At 41.4% G+C, this 23,813-nt stretch carries 21 protein-coding genes and 1 riboswitch; of the genes, 14 read left to right on the top strand and 7 right to left on the bottom strand.

Going from position 1 to position 23,813, the window contains the following annotated elements; genetic code table 11:
• Positions 1-202: 202 nt before the first annotated feature.
• A complete protein-coding gene (locus tag AC1DOK_RS18225; protein ID WP_477555733.1) occupies positions 203-2,062 on the bottom strand; it encodes a patatin-like phospholipase family protein in 1,860 nt (619 codons plus the stop codon).
• Positions 2,063-2,280: 218 nt separating this feature from the next.
• Between AC1DOK_RS18225 and AC1DOK_RS18230 the strand changes: the two genes are divergently transcribed.
• Together AC1DOK_RS18230 and AC1DOK_RS18235 are read left to right on the top strand one after the other, a co-directional pair.
• On the top strand, positions 2,281-2,862 hold the full coding sequence (locus AC1DOK_RS18230; RefSeq protein WP_477555734.1) for a TetR/AcrR family transcriptional regulator: 582 nt from the start codon (positions 2,281-2,283) through the stop codon (positions 2,860-2,862).
• 13 nt (positions 2,863-2,875) lie between these two features.
• Complete coding sequence (locus tag AC1DOK_RS18235) at positions 2,876-3,418, top strand: HXXEE domain-containing protein (RefSeq protein WP_477555735.1); 543 nt, start codon at positions 2,876-2,878, stop codon at positions 3,416-3,418.
• A 95-nt stretch (positions 3,419-3,513) separates the two neighbouring features.
• On the opposite strand, the gene AC1DOK_RS18240 is transcribed toward AC1DOK_RS18235, so the two are convergent.
• From AC1DOK_RS18240 to AC1DOK_RS18250, 3 genes are all read right to left on the bottom strand, one after another.
• On the bottom strand, positions 3,514-4,047 hold the full coding sequence (locus tag AC1DOK_RS18240; RefSeq protein ID WP_477555736.1) for a C40 family peptidase: 534 nt from the start codon (positions 4,045-4,047) through the stop codon (positions 3,514-3,516).
• Positions 4,048-4,050: 3 nt separating this feature from the next.
• Positions 4,051-4,191: riboswitch (cyclic di-AMP (ydaO/yuaA leader) on the bottom strand.
• Positions 4,192-4,438: 247 nt separating this feature from the next.
• A complete protein-coding gene (locus AC1DOK_RS18245; RefSeq protein ID WP_477555737.1) occupies positions 4,439-5,260 on the bottom strand; it encodes a hypothetical protein in 822 nt (273 codons plus the stop codon).
• A 15-nt stretch (positions 5,261-5,275) separates the two neighbouring features.
• Complete coding sequence (locus AC1DOK_RS18250; protein WP_477555738.1) at positions 5,276-7,270, bottom strand: M1 family metallopeptidase; 1,995 nt, start codon at positions 7,268-7,270, stop codon at positions 5,276-5,278.
• A gap of 153 nt (positions 7,271-7,423) precedes the next feature.
• Between AC1DOK_RS18250 and AC1DOK_RS18255 the strand changes: the two genes are divergently transcribed.
• On the top strand, positions 7,424-7,921 hold the full coding sequence (locus AC1DOK_RS18255) for a YwhD family protein (RefSeq protein ID WP_477555739.1): 498 nt from the start codon (positions 7,424-7,426) through the stop codon (positions 7,919-7,921).
• Positions 7,922-8,152: 231 nt separating this feature from the next.
• Here AC1DOK_RS18255 and AC1DOK_RS18260 read toward each other — a convergent pair whose 3' ends face one another.
• Both AC1DOK_RS18260 and AC1DOK_RS18265 read right to left on the bottom strand, forming a co-directional pair.
• Positions 8,153-9,247 (bottom strand): hypothetical protein, encoded by a 1,095-nt coding sequence (locus AC1DOK_RS18260; RefSeq protein ID WP_477555740.1) that lies wholly within the window; start codon positions 9,245-9,247, stop codon positions 8,153-8,155.
• Positions 9,248-9,367: 120 nt separating this feature from the next.
• Positions 9,368-11,365, bottom strand: a complete 1,998-nt coding sequence (locus AC1DOK_RS18265; protein WP_477555741.1) for a transglycosylase domain-containing protein — start codon at positions 11,363-11,365, stop codon at positions 9,368-9,370.
• Positions 11,366-11,624: 259 nt separating this feature from the next.
• Between AC1DOK_RS18265 and speE the strand changes: the two genes are divergently transcribed.
• From speE to argS, 6 genes are all read left to right on the top strand, one after another.
• Complete coding sequence (speE, locus tag AC1DOK_RS18270; RefSeq protein ID WP_477555742.1) at positions 11,625-12,452, top strand: polyamine aminopropyltransferase; 828 nt, start codon at positions 11,625-11,627, stop codon at positions 12,450-12,452.
• A 53-nt stretch (positions 12,453-12,505) separates the two neighbouring features.
• Positions 12,506-13,384 carry an agmatinase gene (speB, locus tag AC1DOK_RS18275; RefSeq protein WP_477555743.1) on the top strand — a complete coding sequence of 293 codons (879 nt, stop codon included), beginning with the start codon at positions 12,506-12,508 and terminating at the stop codon, positions 13,382-13,384.
• 210 nt (positions 13,385-13,594) lie between these two features.
• Positions 13,595-13,873 (top strand): PQ-loop domain-containing transporter, encoded by a 279-nt coding sequence (locus AC1DOK_RS18280; protein ID WP_477555744.1) that lies wholly within the window; start codon positions 13,595-13,597, stop codon positions 13,871-13,873.
• Positions 13,874-14,042: 169 nt separating this feature from the next.
• Complete coding sequence (gene comX / locus AC1DOK_RS18285) at positions 14,043-14,246, top strand: competence pheromone ComX (protein WP_477555745.1); 204 nt, start codon at positions 14,043-14,045, stop codon at positions 14,244-14,246.
• Positions 14,247-14,448: 202 nt separating this feature from the next.
• Positions 14,449-14,868, top strand: a complete 420-nt coding sequence (locus AC1DOK_RS18290) for a YwiB family protein (RefSeq protein ID WP_477555746.1) — start codon at positions 14,449-14,451, stop codon at positions 14,866-14,868.
• An 18-nt stretch (positions 14,869-14,886) separates the two neighbouring features.
• Positions 14,887-16,560 (top strand): arginine--tRNA ligase, encoded by a 1,674-nt coding sequence (gene argS / locus AC1DOK_RS18295; RefSeq protein WP_477555747.1) that lies wholly within the window; start codon positions 14,887-14,889, stop codon positions 16,558-16,560.
• Positions 16,561-16,612: 52 nt separating this feature from the next.
• On the opposite strand, the gene AC1DOK_RS18300 is transcribed toward argS, so the two are convergent.
• Positions 16,613-17,818 carry a S8 family peptidase gene (locus AC1DOK_RS18300; protein ID WP_477555748.1) on the bottom strand — a complete coding sequence of 402 codons (1,206 nt, stop codon included), beginning with the start codon at positions 17,816-17,818 and terminating at the stop codon, positions 16,613-16,615.
• Positions 17,819-18,194: 376 nt separating this feature from the next.
• Between AC1DOK_RS18300 and rpoE the strand changes: the two genes are divergently transcribed.
• From rpoE to AC1DOK_RS18325, 5 genes are all read left to right on the top strand, one after another.
• Positions 18,195-18,764 carry a DNA-directed RNA polymerase subunit delta gene (gene rpoE, locus AC1DOK_RS18305; RefSeq protein ID WP_477555749.1) on the top strand — a complete coding sequence of 190 codons (570 nt, stop codon included), beginning with the start codon at positions 18,195-18,197 and terminating at the stop codon, positions 18,762-18,764.
• Between the two features lie 361 nt (positions 18,765-19,125).
• Entirely contained in the window at positions 19,126-20,727 is a 1,602-nt protein-coding gene (locus AC1DOK_RS18310) for a CTP synthase (RefSeq protein WP_477555750.1), read from the top strand.
• A 130-nt stretch (positions 20,728-20,857) separates the two neighbouring features.
• Positions 20,858-21,241, top strand: a complete 384-nt coding sequence (locus tag AC1DOK_RS18315) for a response regulator (RefSeq protein WP_477555751.1) — start codon at positions 20,858-20,860, stop codon at positions 21,239-21,241.
• A 132-nt stretch (positions 21,242-21,373) separates the two neighbouring features.
• A complete protein-coding gene (fba, locus tag AC1DOK_RS18320) occupies positions 21,374-22,228 on the top strand; it encodes a class II fructose-1,6-bisphosphate aldolase (RefSeq protein ID WP_477555752.1) in 855 nt (284 codons plus the stop codon).
• A gap of 292 nt (positions 22,229-22,520) precedes the next feature.
• Entirely contained in the window at positions 22,521-23,774 is a 1,254-nt protein-coding gene (locus AC1DOK_RS18325; protein ID WP_477555753.1) for a UDP-N-acetylglucosamine 1-carboxyvinyltransferase, read from the top strand.
• Positions 23,775-23,813: the final 39 nt, after the last annotated feature.

A 23,813-nucleotide genomic window follows, 5' to 3' on the forward strand; every position in this document is an offset into this window, starting at 1 on the left:
TTCCTCTTACCCAGTGTTACGAATATCGTAGACACATCTTCGATCACAATCGCAAGAGGGTTTAAGGACTATGTGAATAGTAGTGTGTAAATGCTGAATACATCGCCACAAGGGTTGTAAGCCTTGGCGATGTATTTTTTATGCTGCGAGTAACTCTCAGCTCTTTTTTCTTTTTAGATGACTGGTTGTGTTACTTAAACCGCTACTGAACCACAATAAGCTTCTGCTTAATACGAATAATCTCTTCTCGTGTTATAGCTTCACCTGCAGCGATACAAAATGCCGAATCCTTGAAGCTGATTTGATAGTAACCAAGATCAGGACGCAATACGACATCCGCGAGCTGAAGCTCTTCCTTCACCATCTTGGCGCTCATCATATCGATGGTATTCATTAATGAATCGATAAAATTTCTTGATGCTCCCTTAGCGAATGACTCCGTGCATACGTTTACAGCAATCACGATATCAGCTCCCATACTTTTGACTAGCGCTGCTGGTACGGGATGGACGACTGCTCCATCGACAAGGGTCTTACCTTGATATTGCACTGGGCGCATAATGGCAGGGATTGCTGTACTTGCACTGATCGCATGAGCTAGTAAGCCTTTTCGCATGATGTGAGCTTCTCCTGTCGAGGCATCTGATGCGACGGCAGCAAAGGGAATGGGTAGATCTTCAATATTTAAGACACCTAGATGCTGCTCGATAAATCCAATCATCGGTGTATTATGAACAAATGAACGTTTGGGTAAGGTTGGTCTAACTAATTTCCCCCAGCTCAACGATGAGAGAATACGTACGCACTCCTCGACTGGTATTCCAGCTGCATAAGCACCACCAACTAAAGAACCGACACTTGTCCCAGCGATCATATCAATCGGAATACCCTCTTCCTCGAGTACGCGCAATACACCAAGATGAGCCATTCCTCTGAGTGAACCACTACCTAAAGCTAGTCCGATAGTTGGTCTTTCTCCAGCCTTGCGTATTCGGCCAAAACGCAGATGATTGCTATAAATCGTACGCCCCTCACTTAGAATATAGGCTTCCTGTACAATTCTCCGTAATTCCTCAACATTATTAGTTAAGTAGGGGAAAAGACTAAGTAGCCGTAATGCATCCTGAGAGATCGCCATTTCTTCTTGCACAGCACCTGCTTTTCTAGCAAAATATTGGGCTAATAAGGGAATATCCTCAACCCTTTCGCGAAGAGGGGGGATGCGGAGCGTCGAAATGTTAGGCAGGTTTAAGTCCACTGTAGTGGTTATCACAATTCGAGTCTGTGTACTGGTTTCTATGAGTTGTTTGAGAATATCATGAGGTAACTGATCCCCTTGTTCTATGATGATGGTACCGCCTTTAGCTGCGCGTACTTTCGTATCCCAAGTAAGTAAATCAAAGTCATTCCTACTAAGGGTCAATAATGGATAGTGTCCCTGTGTTGTTGTGTAATGGAGCTTTCTAGCAACATTCATCTTACCTGTGCCATCCTCACCTACAATGACAACATGCTCTTGTCTGATGGATAAGCGTTCGATATGTATTAGTAGCTGTTGCATGGCTGGACTTACCCCGATAAGCTCGCCATAGCGTTCTTGCTCCTCGGTTTCATGCTGTTTCATAAGTAATAGACTCTTCGTATGCTCCTCTAACAGACGCTCGTTGGAGCCCTGAATTCGTTTGATCATAGCTTCAATCAACTGTTTGCGGAAATCAGCATTCTTATCCATTAACAGCAGCATACCCGTACGAGATACTGTAATCGTATGGACATTAGTAACGGCTTCAACATACGCACTCACAGGGTCTCCCGTCAAACAAGACATCTCGCCAAAGAATTGTCCACTTTGCAATATAGCTAGTTCAACCTTCGTTTCGTGCTCTATAAATACGCGAGCTTGACCTGACACAATAATATGGACATGCTCACTAACTGCGCCATGCTCCATGATCAGTTGACCCACTGAGTATTGATGCTCTTGTATCTCTGGATCTAATTGCTGCAGTTCTTCGGGGGATAGCTGATCCAGCATGGGATAAGCCTGATCGGGATGTAGCAATGTTATTCCTCCTATATCACTAAGCAATGCTAATGTATTTTACAAGTTATTAAAATCTTCTTGAACTAGATTTCTCAGTTACATTTTATCACAAGCATTGCAATAATTTATCTAAATTTTCAAAAATCTAAGAATTAATCAGGTTGGCATTTACTTTTCCGAAAATTATAGTTATCATATAACTAACTAATTAGTTAGTTTTTTAAGGGGGAGTTGAAATGATGCTTACATCTAAGGGAGAACTGAGTAGAGGGAGGTTGCTTGACTCTGCAGAAGAATTATTTGCTTTGAAAGGAGTCTCGGCTACAACGGTGAGTCAAATCGTGGCTAATGCAGGTCTCACGCAGGCAGCATTCTATCTTTATTTCAAAAGCAAGGATGACATTCTAAAGGAAATACTGGATAAATTCGAGCGCATGATGCTGACATACAGTGATGCAGGAAGGCAAGCAGGTCAATTGCCAGAGGGAGAACTACAGACTTATGTTACGGGAACCTTTATCCGTTTGTTTGATCTCTTGAGTCAGAATGTGAATGCGACCAAAATTGCTTTGCAGGGGACAGCAGAGAGTGAGCGATTTCGGAAGCAGTTGGTTGACCGAATTGTAGGAAATATGAAGAACAACCAGTCACTAGGTATTGTGAATCCTATCGTAGATCCGGAGATTGTGGCTGAATCAGTCATTGCATCGGTTGAGAGACTAGTGTATCGCTTTAGTATTACTGAAGAGAGATCGAAAGAGGAATTGGGTCAGCAGTTTGCAAATTTATTCCTCAACGGAATTTTATTGAAAAGATAGGAGCTGGATCAGGATGATCTTAGAAACCCTTGATTCTCAAATTCACTTGTTAAGCTTGCTGTGGTTATTTCCGATTCTGTTTATGTTCCATGACTTCGAAGAGATTCTAACGATTGAGCAATGGATAAAGACGAAGGGAGAGGGGGTATATAAACGATTACCCCGCTTTGCTCAGCCAATGTACCATTCTTCCTTTCAAATGAATACACATCACTTTGCAAAGGACGTATTATGGGTCTATATAACGATCGTGACTGTGACAGCAATTACGGTCTTCTTCAAGGTTTACCTATTATTCTTAGTACTTCTTCATGTTTTCTTTGTCCATGTGTTTACACATGTTGGTCAAACGATTTATTTCCGAATTTATACACCAGGCGTTGTTACGTCTATTATCGTTGTATTACCATATTCCGTTTATACCTATTATCGTTTATTCGCTGAACGGCTGATTAATACCCAAGATATCATCATGAGTTTATTGCTTGTGTTAATCTTATTGCCAATCGCGCTGATCATTTTGCTAAAAAGTAGAAGGCGCTACGTTTCGTCTTAGACCATGAAGCTAATGGAACCCTCATGTAAACACAATAAAACCCCATTTATCCATAGAAATGGATGAATGAGGTTTTATTGAAACCTTTATGCTTCTTACTTGACTTCGACTTTAGTTTCTTCCTTTGCCGCTTGCACGAGCTCGCTAGCTAGCTTCTTGAACTCGTCTTCACTCAGCACGCGTGCAGCGGTAACATAGCTGTTAGCGTAATATTTCTCGCTGAGCTTGTTCTTCATTACACGACCTGCTTGCTTTTTGGATCCAGACGCAGCATGTACAAAAACGTCATCTCCCAAATAAATACCTACGTGTGAGATTGTTCCGTTGTTGACACTGCTGTTAGTGTCAAAGAACACTAGATCGCCAGGTATAAGGTCTGCTTTCTTGATCTTAACACCATCTAGGCTTTGGTCGTCGGATGAGCGAGATAGTTTGATTCCAAATTGTTTGAACACATACGATGTAAATCCGGAGCAATCAAAACCTTTAGTAGTGCTTCCTCCAGCAACGTATTTCGTTCCAAGCAATTCTTCAACTGTCTTATCGAGCGTGCTAGAAGCGAAAACGCTTCCAGTACCAAAGCTAAGTACAAGCACCAAACTACACAGCATTGTTACTAACTTCTTCAAATATAAAGCCCCTTCCGGTGCCTACGAGGTTAGCTAAGGGTTCGGTTGAAGGTTCCCTATGATCACTCTAAATCGAGATCAATTCACCCAAAGTATGGTTCCCCCGTTTCCCCACATAAAGCAGGAACTCGGCATTTAGTTTTATTACTTCACAAAGGATATCAATTCGACACTACACAAATAAAACCTCTTTTGTCACATAATGTTCACAAAATAATCTAAATTCGTGAAACTTATTTATAATGCTAATAATCTTTGAAACTATTATTATATTAATTAAATTTTACAATATTTCAATAAATTCGTATATAGTGTAATGGTCCAAAAATGAAACACCCTCGATGAGCGTCGAGGGTGTTTTTCAAGGGAACGAATGTAGATATTCATTTATTTAATGCTTGCTTACTCTAGTACTCCATAGCTCGTATTGTGACGCAATTGACCATACACGAAAGAACATATTCAGTAGCGGGAATATTTGATACACAATTAAGGCAAGAAAGCCTGCCCAAATATAAGAAGCCGTATAAGCTGCTATCGTAAAGGCACCTGTTATAAGTAGAAGAATTAGCGCTAAATAAATGATAGTAGGACTGGATCGCAATAACTTGAATAGAGAGGGGAACGCTCTAACTTGATGCACTCGACCGAATTGAATATACATAAAACAAAAGTGCACGAGATAGACGTAAACCAGATAACCGCCTAACCAAGGTAATAAATCTATTCCAAGTTGTGTGAAATTGGTACCAAGTGAAACGATTGCTGCAAATTTTGGCCATAACCAAATGATGGGGAGGACGGTAAGAGTCGTTTGAATCAGATAATAAAGTAGATAAGGTAAAGTAAGTTGCTTAATGCCTGTAACAAATCGATAACCGGAATTTAATTGTTTATTTGCTAAAGAGTAATAGACGCCAGCATTCAGCACAGGATGTAGGATCATTCTGATGGCTAGTAAGCCAAGTCCGAGCCAGACGAAGGTGTAAGGTAGATCGGTTTTTAATAATTGAAATTGTCCTTCAGCAAAGAATAGGCGCTTAGCCATTGAACCTTGTTCAGCATTCGGATATCGGTGTAGGATCGGTACGATGATAGAACTAATTAATTTATACAAAATGACGCTCCATATTAGCTGGTACAGGAACAGAGTAACGACTACAAATGGTTGTTTCCATGCGGCAATAAAGCCATTCTTTATATAGCTGATCATGAGCTCACCTCCAGTCTACCAAGCTATCCAAGAAAATACGGTTTCGATAAATTGCGAAATGCCAAGATTCCAGCGGACCTGCCATTTGGGATCAATATCTTTTTTGTAAAAATTATTAATATGTTTATTCTCTAGTACGAGGGAGTAACCTGGGTCGACCATGACCCATTCTACAGGTGAAGTATGGTAGATCTTAAAATTTGTTTGCGATCCAGTACCATTCCAAATACGTTCTGTGTTCTGTTTATCTGTAAAATGAAACAGAATTGGAACCTTCGGCGCAGTTCCTCCGCGTTTACGAATCGAAACAGTGCTCTCATATACAGTTGAGCCGTCTTGAGTTAATTTCTTAACCTTTATCGAATCGACAGAGAAGTCCATCATAAGAGATCCATATACATACTGCTTAAAGTAGTCATCCCAGTCTTCTTTCGTTACGTCCTCAACAACGGTTTGGAAATCGCGCGTCGTCGGGTGTTTGAACTTCCAGCGCTCAAAATACACCTTCATTATACGCTCCATTGTTTGCTTGCCAACCTTGCTTTCAATCGATTTAAGCACCAGCTTAGCGCGAATGTATACATTGTCAGCGTAATGATTATGGTCGCGGTAACCCCAGCTATTTAGCTTGAGTGCAGCAGGTGAAGTGATATAGCTTGCTTCAATAGGGAGATTTGATCTAGCTCCGTATTCTGCTTCCATGACGGCATCCTCGGCATAGGAGGTGAATCCTTCGTCAAGCCATGCTTCCTCGAATTCATTCGAAGCAACCATGCCGTACCAATATTGATGACCAATTTCATGAACGACAACGCGCTCAAGCGCTAAGGATGGCATTTCACTCTCAGCACTCCAAGAGGTTATTAGGGTTGGATATTCCATTCCACCTGCACCATTGCCACCTTGTGGTGGAACAACAATGGATAGGGTCGCATAAGGATATTCACCGTACCATTCGCTATAGCGAGTGAGTGCTTTCTTAGCTGCGGCGAAATAGCGTTCTTTGAGTGCATCATGACGAGGGTCAAGATACAGTTTGATTTTCACACCAGGAATTTGTTTCGCGGCAAAAGGCTCTTCATAGTAACGGAAATTGGGTGAAGCAGACCAGGCAAAGTCGTGAACATCATCAGCATAGAATGCGTATGTTTTCGTCTTGGTTGCAGCATCCTCTGTTGCAGGCTTTGTTGGGAAGCCCGTTGCTGCAACAATGTAATCTGAGGGCACCTTAATGCGAACATCAAAGATGCCAAAGTCAGCGTAAAACTCGGAATTACCATGATACTGATGTAGATTCCAGCCTTCCTCAGTGCGGCCGCGTGTACCTGCTGGTTCATATACTGCAAGCTTGGGAAACCATTGACCAGCCATGACAAAGTCATTGACTACACCCATTCGAGCAAATGGATACGGTAGACCTACGGTAAATTTCGTGCTGAAGGTAATGCTCTCTCCTGGCTGGACAGCTTCTGGTAATGAAATCTTGAGGAGTGTATGGTCATCTATGTTACCGTCATCAGGCTGAACATACCACATACGTCCTGCAAGGTCCTGTCCCTTCTGGGTTGTAATCGAAGTGATCTTCATAGAGCCGTAGCTGCCATCCACGGCGCGATCATCTCGAAGCTTCCCGCCAGATTCCTTCATAAAGGTTGTCTTCTTGGAACTGAAAGCATTCGGATAGGTGTGCAAATAGAGCTCATCCACCTGCATAGATCCAGGGTTTTTCCATGTAATGACCTGTTGTCCTTGAAGCGCTTTGGCATTTGGATCATATTCAACATTCATGTGGTACTCGACAATCCGGTTGCTAAGTGGTTTGTCCTCATTTGGCCCAGCAGAAATTGGTGCATTCAGCTTAATGCCAGTAGGCGTGTCCTTGATTTGAGCCCAAGCCGGAGTGTCTTCAACATTGCTGCGTAGCGCATTTGTAACTGTATAAACCAGTAAACCCGCCAAAATAAATAACAGAAACCATTGGATTCGTCGATCGGATAAACGAAACTTCATCAACCTCACCTCGCCTGACAAGCATCTACAGCATGTATATGTTTGCAATCAGGCGATTATTAGCTAAAATAATAAGAGGATAGAAGAATTATTTTTTCGGTGAATAAGAAAGTACATGTTTTACTGTCACACTATTCGAAAGAGGTGCCTATCATGGATGAAAATAAGATAAAAAAGCCACTTGCACTTAATATTGTAAGCTCTAAGATTAATCACAAGGGCTTTGGCGCAGGTGCAATTGATTTGAATAATGTATCTTCCGTTATTATTGATGGTGATGAGTGTTATATAGACGAAGGTGCATTGCATGCGAAGAGTAAGGTGGAGATGCGTATTCGCTTCTCTCCAGATAAATCTCTTGTACCAAATGGCCGAACAGTCTGGCTCGTCTGGGTTGCGGTGGATCGCGATGAAGAAGGTCAATTCTACGGAGGCGTAACAGCTTGCGAGATGTTAATTGATAAGGAAGCGAAGAAAGGCTGGAAGCTTCTCGTTGATCATGTGAATCGGATGGATGCAGCTATGAAACGCCGTATTATGGTTGAGAATTTGGGCGATAAAGAGAAGCAATTACTTCGAGAAATGCTGATGAATCATAATCTGGATATGTGGAACCATTCAGGTGATGAGTTAAAAACAGCTCTAGCTTAATAATGAGTTTATTTAATTAAAATTTTCGAAAATTATGTGTCACCCATTGTGGGGGATGCATGAAGTGAGTATACTAAATGCTAGTATATACCCGTATACTAGGACAGCAAAAAGGCATGCCGAGGACGCTCGGTATGCCTTTTTGCATTGTATAGCATAGCTTAATGGTTTAAGTAGATAGATATGCCTTGGTCAGCTGATAAATATTAACGCTAGACAATTTGATTTTCTTCATTCATCCCAAGGCATGCTTTCTAACTTAGTAGGTTTATATTCTATGTCATTTAATATTTGGTTTAATTCTGCTTCTTTAATGATATTGTTTTTGGTTGGTATGCTCATTGTAAATTGGACAGGCTCGTTAAGCTTGTTATACTGCTCAGAATAAACCATATCCAGTTTAAAGAAGTCATTACCGTTTAGGAAAGCCATATTTGCAATCGTTTCTTGATAACGAATATAGCCAGCCTTATCAATCGCCGTTGTTATATGGAAGTCATTTAACTTAAATGATTTCTTTAATCCATCAATCCAAGCTTGAATGTCGGTTTTCTGAATCTGAGTCAATGCTTGCTTAAGCTTTATAATTTCATTTTTGTCTAAGATATGATGTTCATCGGGAGCAGTAGACAGCAGTTCAAGAAATTTAGGCAGAACATCATTAACTAACACAACAGCTAATTGATCGAAGGTATCTTCATTTACAGAGAAAGTGATGACTTGATCAGCTTCGATTTCGAGTGGAATGTCTGAACTTCGTTTATTTGTTTTTTTGAAATTAGTGTTTTCATCAAACTGTGAGAGTGTTTTGCTGAAGATGGCTTGCTCCGTTTCTATCAGCTTATTAGGATTAAAATGAGTAGGATTATTAACATTATCAATCTCTACATACTTATCTTTATATTCAGTTGGTGGAAAAGACAAACTTGGTAATTCAGGTATCTTGATATAGGTCTTGTCCTCCGTCATCACGATGGGCATTTGGATGTCATACGGTGTTTCATTATAAGAATTAAAATCTAAATTCATCTCTATTCGGAGCGGTTCCTTCTGATAAGTACCGGCTATGTTAATCTTGGAATTATTTAAGAAGGAGAAGATCCACTCCGATTCCTCCATCGTGTCTGTTAGCAATACATTTGTAGATAACTCATTTAACAGTATGGTTTTATTAAACTCATAAGAGTTAGCTTGTGAGAGTTCGTTTAAGGCTGCAAGTGTGGTTGTTTTGGGTCCAGGCTCCTGCATAGGACTGCTACATCCAGTAATCGCAATCAACCCGGCGAGCACAGATGCAATCGATAGTATCCAGCGTTTATTGTGCATAGTCGTAGTTGTCACCTTTCGGTTTATTATCACTAACTATTATAACATAAGTAAGCGCTTGGTTGTTTTACTATGCAATTTACAAAAATAGTAAATTATTGCTCTAGTGATTGTAGCTGCTCAATCCTCAGTCCACCAACGCTTTAGTTTATTCCACCAAGAGCGGGTAGCCTTGCTGTTGTCTTGATCCGTGCCCGTCGCTCCGCGCTCGGTGCAGTAAGCAATCGGCTCGCTGCCTGCTACGAACGACTCCAGTCTGCTGCTTACCTTGCAGTCGTCGTTTGCGAGCTTGCCGCTGACAGGATCCACGCTGACGGTGACAACATCGTCAGGCGGAGTGAATAGCTTTGGTGGAACAGCCGCCAAAGCACCTTCAATAAACTCGGCGAATATCGGCGCCGAGAGGTGGGAATCGGCCGCGCTGATGGTGCGGCCCTTATCATAGCCGACCCAGACAGCGGTCGTCAGCTCAGGCGTGAATCCGACCATCCAGGAGTCGGAGTCGGTTGTGCCCGATTTGCCAGCAATCGGGCGCTTAATCATCGCGGATACGCGCGCGCCAGTGCCGCCTTCCTCGAAGACGCTCTCCATGAGATGCGTCAGGACATAGGCAGCAGCAGGGGAGGTTACCTTCTCCGCGAGTGGTTTGGCTTCATACAGCACAGTACCTGCTGCGTTCTCAATTCGTATGATCGCCGTAGGTTCTGTACGTATGCCTTGTCCTGCAATTGTGCTATATGCAGTCGTCAGCTCCAGTGGGGAGACAGGAAACGTCCCAAGTGCGAGTGATGGGAGAGGTTTGAGTGGTGAGTTAATCCCGATTCGGTGTGCAGCAGCTATTACTTTGTCAGCCCCCATATCCATGAGTGTTTGTACGGCATATATATTATCCGATTTGGCGATTGCAGTTCGCATATCAATAAAGTCATTCTCATATTTCTCGTTAAAATTACTTGGCATGTACGTATGCCGGCCTTCATCATAAGAGAAGACAGTTGGCTCACTTTTGATTTTGGTGAGGGGAGTAAACCCATTCTCAAGTGCAGTTAGATAAACAATTGGTTTAAAGGAGGAGCCAGGCTGCCTCATACCCGACACAGCTCGGTTGAACTGATTCGTATTGTAATCTTTGCCTCCGACCATTGCTTTGATGTAGCCATTACGTGGGTCGATCGCAACTAGTGCAGCCTGCAGCTCACTTGTGCTCATTATTTTACGGGTCACAACATCTTCGGCTACTCGCTGCGCTGTTAAATCCAATGTGGTATAAATGCGAACACCGCTTTGGTCGAATTCATCCTCAGTCATTCCAAGTTTATCAATAGCTTGGATACGTACATAATCTCGAAAATAGGCAGCAATCGAAGGCTTGCGCGCTTCTAGAGGCATGAATTGTAAGGTTTCTGCAGCAGCTATATTTGCTTCTTCTTGTGTGATGAACCCATTATCGACCATCGCAGCAAGTACGATTTTTTGTCGTTCTAGTGCCCTCTCTTCATCATAGTAAGGGGAATAATAGCGAGGTCCCTTTGGCACGCCGGCTAACAAGGCACTTTCTGCTAACGTTAACTCTTTGGCATGCTTATTAAAGAACAGCTCCGAGGCTGATTCAATTCCGTAAGTCGAATGCCCATAGTAAATTTGATTTAAGTATTTCTCCAGAATTTCTTCCTTACTGTATTTGAATTCAAGCTGAACAGCATACATCATTTCTTTGACCTTACGTGTCCATGTTCGTTCATGTGTTAGATATAGGTTACGTGCTAATTGCTGTGTAATCGTACCAGCGCCTTGAACCTTGCTCATATGCTCTATGTTAACGACAGTAGCCCGAGCAATACTTTTGAAATCCAGTCCTATATGTTGATAAAATCGCTGATCCTCGATCGCTAAAGTTGCATTAACAAGGTAAGGGGACATATCTTCAAGCGGCACACTTTGTCGATTCTCGCCAACGCCTCCAGTTTCAATGACCTCGCCGCTCAGATCAACCATTTGGGTCGTTTGCTCCACCTTGGAGACTGGAAGCGATTGTAGGCTGAGATATACGGCTAACCCACCAATACAGACTACGAATACAACCAATGATTTAATGGTGAATGATAAAATCTTCTTCATAGGTTTTTTCAAAAGCTAACACCTCATCATGGTTCGAGTTGCAATTGCTTCCAATTACATTATCCATTATGTAGAAGTGAGGGGATAGGTATTCAATAAAGGACTCGAATACGACAATTTTTTCAAAAATAAATTGTGATTTACTTAGAAATGTTTTCATTTTGAAAACAATCTACTATAATACAATTTGAGCCGATCGGAAATTTTCGAGTTGATCTAAAAAATGTGAATTTAAATATAAAGAGAGAAGGTATGCTAAATGGAATTATGGTTTACGGAGAAGCAAACGGAGAGTTATGGAATTACTGCGAAGGTAAAGGAATCCTATGTAAGAGAACAAACAGATTTTCAAGACCTTGCAATGATTGAAACACTAGAGTGGGGCACGATGCTTACACTAGATGATATGGTAATGACAACTGTTAAAGATGAGTTTGTTTATCATGAAATGGTTGCGCACCCAGCTTTGTTTACTCACCCGAATCCTAAGCATGTCCTTGTTGTTGGTGGAGGAGATGGTGGTGTTATTCGCGAAGTGATGAAGCACCCTGGGGTAGAGAAGGCTGTACTCGTTGATATCGACGGGAAAGTAATTGAATACTCCAAGAAATATTTACCAACGATCGCTTGTGAGCTTGAGAACCCACGTGTTGAAGTCATTGTTGGTGATGGTTATATGCATATTCATGATCATAAGAATACGTATGATGTTATTATGGTCGACTCCACTGAGCCTGTTGGTCCTGCAGTAGAATTGTTCTCAAAAGGCTTTTATCAAGGGATTTATGATGCACTTAAGGAAGATGGTATTTTCGTAGCACAAACAGATAATCCTTGGTTTAAGGCTGATTTAATTCAAACCGTTAATCGTGATGTGAAAGAAATCTTCCCAATCGTTCGTGTATACAATGCGAATATCCCAACCTACCCAAGTGGATTATGGACATTCACAATGGGTTCGAAGAAATATGATCCACTAACGGTGGATGCAGCTGCAATTCCTGAACTTGAAACGAAATATTATTCTCCACGCCTGCATCACGCAGCCTTCGTATTGCCGAAGTTCGTGGAAGATCTAGTGAAATAATAGCGACTCGCTGATAGCGAATCCCTTCTTAATAATGAAAGGTTGTGTCATTCATGCGTTTGGATCAAGCTTATTCAGGTAACGTATTCATTTGCTCTTCTGATGATTATGCGAACTCTAAAGCTGTTATTTACGGTATGCCGATGGACTTCACAGTATCATTCCGACCTGGCTCTCGCTTTGGTCCGCCACGTATTCGTGAAGTTTCTGTTGGACTTGAAGAGTATAGTCCTTATCTAGACAAGAGCCTAACTGATATCACTTACTTTGATGCAGGTGACCTCTTACTGCCATTCGGTAATCCAGCACGATCACTCGATGTGATTGGCGAATATGTACAAGGTTTACTTCGTGATGATAAATTTCCACTTGGTCTTGGTGGTGAGCATTTATGTTCGTGGCCGATCTTCCAAGCTGTATATGCTAAATATCCGGATCTAGCCATCATTCATTTTGATGCTCATGCGGACTTACGTGAATCGTATGAAGGAGAACCACTATCTCACTCGACACCTCTTCGCAAAGCAGCTGAACTAATGGGCGGCAAGAACATTTATCAGTTCGGTATTCGCTCAGGCTCACGCGAAGAATGGCAATACGCTCGTGAGAATATCAACTTCCATCCATTTGAAGTACTTGAGCCGCTCAAGAAGGTTCTACCATCACTTGCAGGTCGTCCCGTTTACTTAACGATCGACATTGATGTACTCGATCCGTCAGCAGCACCTGGCACTGGAACTGCAGAAGCAGGTGGTATCACTTCTAAAGAGTTATTAGAAGCTGTCCATGCAATTGCTGCTTCTGGTATCAACATCGTTGGTGCAGATCTCGTTGAAGTTGCACCAGTATATGATCCAACGGAACAAACACAAATCGTTGCTTCTAAAGTCATTCGTGAGATCCTGCTTGGTCTTGTGCCTGCAGGCAAATGATGATTATGATTTAGAACCTAATTTAATGTATAACCTAAGAAATACGATGTTGATAAAGCATCGTATTTTTTGGTGATATAGAATTTATATCTTTCAGCTTATAAATTCTAAGTATCACCTTAAGAAACGCATCCGCCCTTGCCTTAAACAGCATATATCCGTCTCCTTCAAGAGTATAGTAATTATAAGGTATCTGGAGGAGGGGGACGGATGATTTTTGACTTGTTTCAATTAATTGGTGGAGCTATACTAGCATTCGGTTGGATTCCACAAATCCTGCAAATTATACGGACCAAATCAGTTAAAGATTTGAATAAAAGAACATTCTGGTCTCTGTTTGTAGGGATAAGTCTAATGGAGATCTACGGCATCAAGCTAGCCGCGGATGGAGTGGGATATGCCTTTTTGATAACGAATAGTTTGTCGCTCTTATTAATTGTCATAATTCTTGGTTTCATCGTAAAATATCGACAAAAGCAAGGAGATTAGACGACATTATATCCCTATTTTTTACATTAATGATTAAGATAGTTAAAAACACCGCAATCGATTGCGGTATGCCGCAAAAAGTTTGCGGTGTAAGCTAAATCAAATTATGTTAGAGTAATTTTAGTTGATACAGTACTAACTCTTGTTAACTTAGTTGGGGTGAAGATATATGCTTAAGAGAATGGTGGATTATTTAATGCGCAATAAAGAGGTGGTTACACTTGTTGCTAATGGGAAGGCTTCCCTTATCGGGGTGACAGCAAGGGAACAGAGAGCCCTAATTGAAGTCATCGGAAGTTCGGAGCAGGAGCTGAATCAAGTAAGTGCTCACAAGGTTCCTAATAATACAGCTGCCATGCATTGGTATGCTTAGAAAGCTTTCTCTTCTTTAAATTTATATATTAATTATTAATTATGTAGAATCATAGAAGTCGCTTCATTCCTAATTAGGATTGATGCGCTTTTTTTCGTTTAAGGAAGATGATCGGGATTGTAAGAAAGTAGAAGTGGCGCCATTGAATTTACTACGATGATGCTATACACTAGTAGCTAACTTAACTTAAGGGAGCAGAGTCATGACAGCTAAACGTAAGGTGCGTATTACGTTAGATAGCGCGAATATGGGACAGCACATCGTGCAAGAAGCTGAGGGTGACTTATATCTGAAGAACGACCACATCTATATTCGATATGAGGAAACTCAGCCTGAGACGGGGCGAACGACGACGACTATGAAAATAGATGTTGATCGTATGAAAATTATTCGACATGGTCAAATTTCCGCTGAGCAAACATTTTTGCCCGGAGAGTGGATGAATGGATATTATCAGACTGTCCATGGGAAGATGAATTTACGCTTGTACACACATTATCTACATACGAAATTAGATGATTGTGGCAACGGTTTGGTTGAATGGGAATATGATCTGGAAGTAATGGATGATCCTGCTGGTCTTTTTACAATTAAACTAACAATTACAGATATAGCTATATAAAAATGGAGGGTTAACCTAATGAACGTGCTTGAACAAGTAAAGAATGATTTGAAGGAAGCCATTATTGAAGCCGTTGTAGCAACCAATTTAGTAACTGCTGACCAATTGCCTGAGATCGTACTTGAAATCCCTAAAGATAAAACACATGGTGATTTTGCTTCTAATATTGCGATGCAATTAACTCGGATTGCCAAGCAGAACCCGCGTGTAATCGCTGAGAAGCTAGTTGCTGAGATCGATAAAAATAAAGCGCATATTTCCGAGATTGAAATTGCGGGACCTGGTTTTATTAACTTTCATATGAATAAAAGCTATGTTTATCCTGTTATAGGTCAAGTGCTCAGTCAAGAGGATCGCTACGGTTCTGTTGATGTTGGCGGAGGACGTAAAGTGCAAATGGAGTTCGTAAGTGCTAACCCTACGGGTTCCTTACACCTTGGACATGCACGTGGTGCGGCGGTAGGTGATGCACTTTGTAATGTACTATCGATGGCTGGTTACGAAGTGACACGTGAGTATTATATTAATGATGCCGGTAACCAAGTCGGGAACCTTGCTAAGTCAATCGAAGCTCGTTATTTGCAAGCACTAGGTCGTGAAGTAGATATGCCAGAGGATGGCTACCACGGCGAGGATATTAAAGGCTTTGCTAATGAGCTTGTAGCTGAGAAGGGAGATAGCCTGTTAAGCATGTCAGAGGAAGAACGACTTACGTTCTTTCGAGATTACGGGCTGTCACGCGAATTAGATAAAATCAAACGTGATCTGGGTCGCTTCGGTGTTACGTTCGATGAATGGTTCTCAGAGACCTCAATTTATACAAGCGGACAACTTGAACTCGCACTAGCAGATCTACGAGCAAGTGGTTATGTATTCGAGCATGAAGGTGCTACATGGCTTCGGACATCGGATTTTGGTGATGACAAGGATCGGGTACTTATTAAGAATGATGGGACTTTCACTTATTTAACACCTGATATTGCTTATCACCGGAATAAATATAAACGTGGATACGATCAAATGATTAACATATGGGGAGCAGACCATCACGGTTATATTCCACGGATGAAAGCAGCTATGTCATCACTTGGTTATGATGCAGATAAGCTAACCGTGCTGATTGCTCAAATGGTTTCCTTGTTCCAAGATGGTGAGAAGGTCAAAATGTCGAAGCGTACAGGTAAAGCTGTGACAATGGAAGACCTGATGGATGAAGTTGGTGTCGACGCCATTCGCTATTTCTTCACGATGCGCAGTATGGATTCACACCTAGATTTCGACATGGATTTAGCTGTATCAAAATCCAATGAAAACCCTGTCTTCTATGTGCAATATGCCTATGCTCGCATATGTTCAATCTTCAGACAGGCTGAAGAACAAGGAGTTGTTCTTCAAGAGCTCTCGGAAGTTGATCTCTCACGTCTAACGGCTGAAGCGGAATTCGACTTACTTCGTAAAATGGGTGAGCTACCTGAAGAAGTTGCGGAAGCAGCTCGCCAGTATGCGCCGCATCGTTTGATTCGTTATGTCTACGAACTTGCGAGCCAATTCCACTCTTACTATAAAGCAGAGCGAGTTATTACAGAAGACGCAGAGCAGACACAAGCAAGATTTGCGCTCTTACGTGCGCTACAGATCGTACTTCGCAACGTACTTGCTGCTGTTGGAGTATCTGCGCCAGAACGCATGTAATGATGTGAGGTTCGATATAAGAAACTTGGAATAATGTGTATGAATAAATTAATTAGTCGGACTTGTTGCTTGTTGTACCCTTCTTGGATGTGGAGCGTGTAATGGAGCTTAGAGCCCGTCTAGCATTGAGCTGTCCGGGAATGCCTTCTCGTTTCTCCTTTGTGAAGGAGATCGAATTCCGTTTGAGAGCCTGCTTCACTTGAAGCGGCTTCAAACTCGGCTTCGCTCCAAGCATGAGTGCAATAACACCCGTAACGTGCGCTGTGGCCATTGATGTCCCGCTGAGCTCGTTATATTTGCTATTCAACCAGCAGGAATAAATTTTCTCGCCAGGAGCATAGATATCGATACGCTTACCTTTATTACTGAAGCTTGCGACTTTTCCTGTACGAGTTGTAGCGCCAACAGAGACGACTTGATGGAACCTGGCTGGGTAGTCGATTGATGCTTTTCTACCTTCATTTCCACATGATGCAACGATGATTTTACCTGCTTTATATGCGGATTTAATTGTGCTCTCTAGAGCAAGTGAATAGGATTTCATTCCGAAACTCATATTGATGATGTCCATATCGTTCTCAACACACCAGTCGATGCCAGCTATTATATCTGAGACATAGGCGCTTCCAAATCTGTCGAATGCTTTGACAGCATGGATGGCAGAGAGTGGTGCAACCCCAAGTATCCCTTGGCGTGTTGATGCTCCTGCGATGATACCGGCAATGTGAGTCCCATGGCCATTATCATCCGTTGGTGGCATACCAGGAAATATTAAATTGATTCCTTGGTAAACAGATGATCTAAGATCGGGATGAGTTGGATCAATTCCTGTATCAATGATCCCAATATTGATTTTGCCTCCTTGAGACTTTTTCCAAACTTGGGGGGCTTTAATTTGGTTAACTCCCCATGGAATCATCTGTGTGCCGTTATACAGTTTATTTCGAGACATTTCGAGTGTGTTATTACTAGTAACAGATGCGAAATGAATGTTTATTCGAGTATCTTCTTCAATTGACTTGATATGAGGAAATTTCAAAAGTGCGGAATGAGATCGTATGGAACAAGAGATAGCACTTATAATGCCAAGATACTGTATTTCTTCAAGCTCGTTACCCACATCATTCAATTCGTTCATGTAATCGATACATGCCTCATAGTCTTCTTTGGTGTGAAATCGGATGATGTGTTTGTCCATTGCCCCTTGTGAGAGTTGGATTTCTTCTTGTAGCGTGTCGAACAAGTCTGTAGAGTCCAAATTCTCATTCCCCCAGTACACACCTTGTATCGAATTTTCAACATTGTATGTACATGCGATACAACCTGACCGAGCGTTTGCCTTTTATAAATAAATTGGTTTGATGCCGTGTCAATAGGAGGGGAACATCATACGATGGAAGGGAGAGATTATTGTTTATGTCTCTTGCAGGATACAGTCTGAAGCGAAGGGTAACCTTCGCTTTGTCCTTTTTAATGGGGCATTTGTCTAACAGAGATGGATAAATTCATTCCATCCTAGTGGAGTTCTAGCTAGGGTTGCATTTTTACATAAAATAGGTTTTACTTAATGAAGATATTGGATAAGGTATTAAGTATGTTGTTTATAGAAAAGTAGTCGAAAGGATGTGCTAGTGATGAGCAGCCCAATTACGCTCAAAATTTCCGAGGATCAAGCTCGTGAAATGCCCATGGTGGATCTAGCTTTTGTATTGTTGAAAACGGCAAATACGCCGTATTATTATCGTGACCTAATGCAAGAAATTGCGAAAATTAAAGGACTATCTGATCAGCAAATGATGGATGTGATTGCACAACTATATACGGAAATAAATATCGACGGACGATTTGCTTGTGTCGGCACGAATTTGTGGGGACTCAAGCGTTGGTATCCTGTTGAGAAGGGCGAAGACTCTGTAGCAGGGGCTAAGCGTCCAAGAATCATCAATGATGAAGATGACGATCTTGATGATTATGTGGAAGAAGAGGAAAGCTACGATGATTCCGGATTCGATAATTATGATTCGCATAGTGAGTTTGACAGCGAAGCCGAAACAGAGGCCGATCCTGCTTTCTATGAAGATGAAGAGGTCGAAGAGGAAGAAGAAATCGAAGAAATTGATACTGAAGAGATTGTTGTTGCAGAGGAAGATGAATTTGCTGACGACTCTGAGGACGACGATGATTCAGAAGAAGATGATAAATAACTTCTAAATATCTTGTCTTGACAGCCTGCTTGGTTCAGAGTAAACTATTGCATGGGCTTCAAATGGCAATACATCTTTACTTGAAAAATAGAAGTTAAAGAAACTACAAAAAGTGCCCCCGTTAACGATACGGGTGTCACTTTTTTTATTTTTTATAGTGGTTTATCCGATTTGCATACATTAGGAAACCGTTTGTAAAGCAATATAAAGATGGACAGACATCACGGTTTCCTGAAGAAACGTTCTTTTCGTCCTATAAAGGATACGAATCTGTTTTTTCATGTTTATATGCTCATTGGACAAAGAATTGAGTGAATCAGAAAGTATACAATCATAATGATGTGGGAGGGTTTATCAATCAATGACTAAATACATTTTTGTTACAGGTGGTGTAGTTTCTTCTTTAGGCAAGGGGATTACAGCAGCATCTCTTGGAAGACTGCTTAAGAACCGCGGCCTTAAAGTAACGATCCAAAAATTCGATCCTTATCTTAACGTGGACCCAGGAACAATGAGCCCTTATCAACATGGTGAAGTATTTGTAACTGATGATGGTGCTGAAACGGATCTCGATTTAGGCCACTACGAGCGTTTTATTGATATTAATTTATCTAAGAATTCCAACGTGACAACAGGTAAAGTATATTCATCTGTTATTTCGAAGGAACGCCGCGGAGAATACTTAGGTGGAACGGTACAAGTCATTCCACACATTACAAATGAAATCAAAGACCGTGTGTTTCGTGCAGGACGTGAAACACATTCTGATGTTGTAATTACGGAAATAGGTGGAACAGTAGGGGATATTGAGAGCTTACCTTTCCTTGAAGCCATTCGTCAGATTAAAGGTGATATTGGCCGCGATAACGTGATGTATATTCATGTAACATTAATTCCGTATATTAAGGCAGCAGGTGAAGTGAAAACGAAGCCGACTCAGCACAGTGTCAAAGAGCTGCGTGGTTTAGGAATTCAACCTCATGTTATCGTATGCCGGACAGAACATGCTTTGTCTGAAGACATCAAACATAAAGTAAGCTTGTTCTGTGATATAGATGCGAATGCAGTTATTGAATGTCGAGATGCAGATACACTTTATGAAGTGCCACTTATGTTACATGAACAAGGATTAGACGATATCGTCGTTAATCACTTGAAGCTTGAGACGAAAAAGCCAGACAATCGCGAGTGGGAAAGTCTTGTTGAAGTTGTTAAGAACCTAAAGCATACGACCGAAATCGCTATTGTTGGTAAATATGTTGCTTTGCATGATGCTTATTTAAGTATTGTTGAATCCCTTAGTCATGCTGGATTCCAAGTTAATTCTGAGGTGAAGATCCGCTGGGTTGATGCTGAGGAATTAACGGATGATAACGTTGCTGAAAGCCTAGCTGGAGTGGATGGTATCCTTGTGCCTGGTGGATTCGGCGATCGTGGTATTGAAGGTAAGATTTCAGCCATTCGATATGCAAGATCAAGCAAAGTTCCGTTCTTTGGTATTTGTCTTGGCATGCAAGTAGCTGTTATAGAATATGCACGCAATCTAACAGGACTTATTGGAGCTAACTCTTCAGAAATTAATCCTGCAACACCATATCCAGTTATTGATCTTCTACCTGAACAGAAGGATATTGAAAATCTTGGCGGTACGATGAGATTAGGTTTATATCCATGTAAATTGGTTGAAGGCTCATTAGCAGCGGATTGCTATGAAGATGAATTAGTGTATGAGCGTCACCGTCACCGTTATGAGTTTAATAACGAATATCGTGATGCGATTGAAGAAGCTGGTCTACGAGTTACGGGTACATCACCTGATGGTCGCCTAGTAGAAATAGTGGAATTGCCAGATCACCCATGGTTCCTTGCTGTTCAATTCCATCCGGAATTTACTTCAAGACCAAATCGTCCACAACCATTATTCCGCGAATTTGTTAAGGCAGCCCTAAAACAACATTTGTAGAATGAATTGAAATATATAACTCCCCCTTTGACTATAGAAGGATTTTCCAAATGAGTAGCGAATTAATCTCAGTAAATGAGAAGTGCGATTTAAATGAAAGTTCGCTATTCAATTCAAGGGGGGGATATAGTTGAAAAAGAAGCTGTTAATTGTTGATGATCAGCATGGGATCCGCATACTCCTGACCGAATTGTTTATGACGGAAGGTTATACGACTTTTCAAGCTTCGAACGGTAAATTAGCGCTTGAACTAGTTAGAAAAGAATCACCTCATCTTGTATTGCTCGATATGAAAATACCAGGTATGGATGGTTTAGAAATCTTAAAACATATTAAGGATATTGATCCGTCGATTAAAGTCATTATGATGACAGCATATGGTGAACTGGATATGATCAAAGAAACAACCATGAATGGTGCTTTGATGCATTTTACGAAGCCATTTGATATCGATGAACTACGTCATGCAGTAAACGAGCAATTCACCGATATACCTAACGAAATCTCGCGTTAAAAATAGCCGATCATATTAACTTGTTAGTTTTATCACAAGCGTCGTTTAATATTTGGTATGAAGTGTGCTATAATATCAGCGTGTGTTTTAGATTATAAAGATGCTTACACAATCGACTAGGAGGAGTTAAGAATGCCACTTGTATCTATGAATGAGTTTTTACCTCAAGCTAAAGCAGAAAGATTTGCAGTAGGTCAGTTTAACATGAACAACCTAGAGTTTGCACAAGCGATTACTGAAGCTGCAATGGAATTAAATTCACCGATTATTTTTGGTGTATCAGAAGGTGCTTTGAAATATATGGGTATCGAGTATACAGTTGCGATTGCAGAAGCTGCTGCTAAGCAATCTGGATTACCGATTGCACTTCATTTAGATCATGGTAGTTCGTTCGAAGTAGCTATGAAATGTATCCGTGCTGGATTCTCATCAGTTATGTTCGATGGTTCCCACCACTCATTTGAAGATAACATTCGTTTGACTAAAGAAGTTGTTAAAGCAGCACACGCAATGGGCGTTTCTGTTGAGGGTGAGCTTGGTACAATCGGCGGAACAGAGGATGATATTTCTGTTGACGAGAAGAATGCAAGCCTTGCTAAGCCAGAAGAAGCTATTCGTTTCTATGAAGAAACTAAAGTTGATGCATTGGCAATTGCTGTAGGTACTGCACACGGCATGTATGCTGGCGAGCCAAACATTCACTTTGATATTATTAAAACAGTTGTTGATGCAATCCCTGCTTCTGTTGTATTGCACGGTGGTTCAGGCGTGCCAGACGAAATGATCCGTAAGGCGGTTCAAGCTGGTGTAGGCAAAATCAACGTAAATACTGAGAATCAAGTTGCTATGACACAAGCTATTCGCGATGTACTTAATGCTGACGGCAAAGTGTATGATCCTCGTAAATATCTAACTCCTGCTCGTAAAGCAATGGTTGAAGTGGTTAAATCCAAAATTCAACTATTCGGTAGTGCAGGTAAAGCATAAAGTTCCAAAGCCACTAATTATGGAAATGGATTTATTGTTGGTGCTTGCCTTGCAAGCACCAACACCATTTCCTTCTTCTATTAACATCTAGGAAACGTACCCGTCCGTGAGAATGGTGTAGTCGTTTCCGCTTAGTTATACAGAATTTATAAGTTTTGCTCCATAAATTCGGTATAACCTTAAGAAATGCATCCATCCTGTAAAGGATAGAGAAGCCATTTCTTTTAGAATCCTTCATTGATTAACTCCAGGAATTATCCATGTTTGGCTTGTAGGGGGAATAGGAAAAGATATGGACAAACTTATGATAGCCGGTGGTCGCCCATTAAGAGGCACCATTCGTATTAGCGGTGCCAAGAACAGCGCTCTTGCGCTCATTCCAGCTGCTGTTTTGGCGGAATCAGCGGTTACTTTAGATAATTTACCACATGTAAGTGATGTGGAAGTGTATGCAGATATTCTAGGCGAGCTTGGTGCTAAGGTATCATGGAACGAAGACCAAATGACAATTGATCCTTCAGATTTACAATCAATTCCGATGCCAAATGGAAAAGTGAGCAAATTACGTGCTTCTTATTATTTAATGGGAGCTTTGCTTGGCCGTTTTGGGGAAGCGACGATAGGCTTACCCGGTGGATGTAATTTCGAACCGCGTCCAATAGATTTACACATTAAAGGTTTTGAAGCTTTAGGTGCAGTTGTAACGAACGAAAATGGTGCGTTGCGGATTAAAGCCAATGAGCTCCGTGGTGCTAAAATATATTTAGATATGGTTAGTGTAGGTGCAACGATTAATATTATGCTTGCGGCTTCTAGAGCTAAGGGTTCAACCGTGATTGAGAATGCTGCCAAGGAACCAGAGATTGTTGATGTAGCTACACTACTAAATGCAATGGGTGCCAAAATTAAGGGTGCCGGAACGGAAACGATTCGTATTGAAGGCGTAGACTCGATGCATGGATGTCATCACTCGATTATTCCGGACCGGATTCAAGTAGGCACATACATGATTGCTGCTGCAGCAACGCGTGGCGATGTTACCATTGATCAGATAATTCCGAAACATATGGAGGCTGTAACTGCTAAGCTAATCGAGATGGGTGTTCATGTTTATGAAATGGATGAATCCATTCGTATCGTAGGTCAACCTGAATATAACAGTGTAGACGTGAAAGCACTCGTGTATCCAGGCTTTGCTACTGATCTACAATCACCGATGTCTATTCTATTAACACAAGCCAAAGGGGTTAGTATTCTTACTGACCATGTGTATAGTAGCCGTTTCAAACAAGTTCCGGAGTTACTTCGTATGGGAGCTAAGGTTAAATTAGAAGGCCGATCAGCGGTTATCGAAAGCAGTGTATTAAGTGCTGCTAAAGTTAAGGCAACTGACCTCCGTGCAGGGGCTGCTCTGGTGATAGCGGGTCTGGTAGTTCCGAATGGTATTACAGAAGTGGGCGGTCTTGAGTTCATTGAGCGTGGATATGACAATCTAGTAGAAAATTTGACTACACTAGGTGCTGAGATTTGGCGTGAACAAGAATAGGGTGCTAGATATTCGCTTTAACGCTACATGATTTGGAAT

The sequence above is a fragment of the Paenibacillus sp. P5_B5 genome (assembly GCF_056400365.1).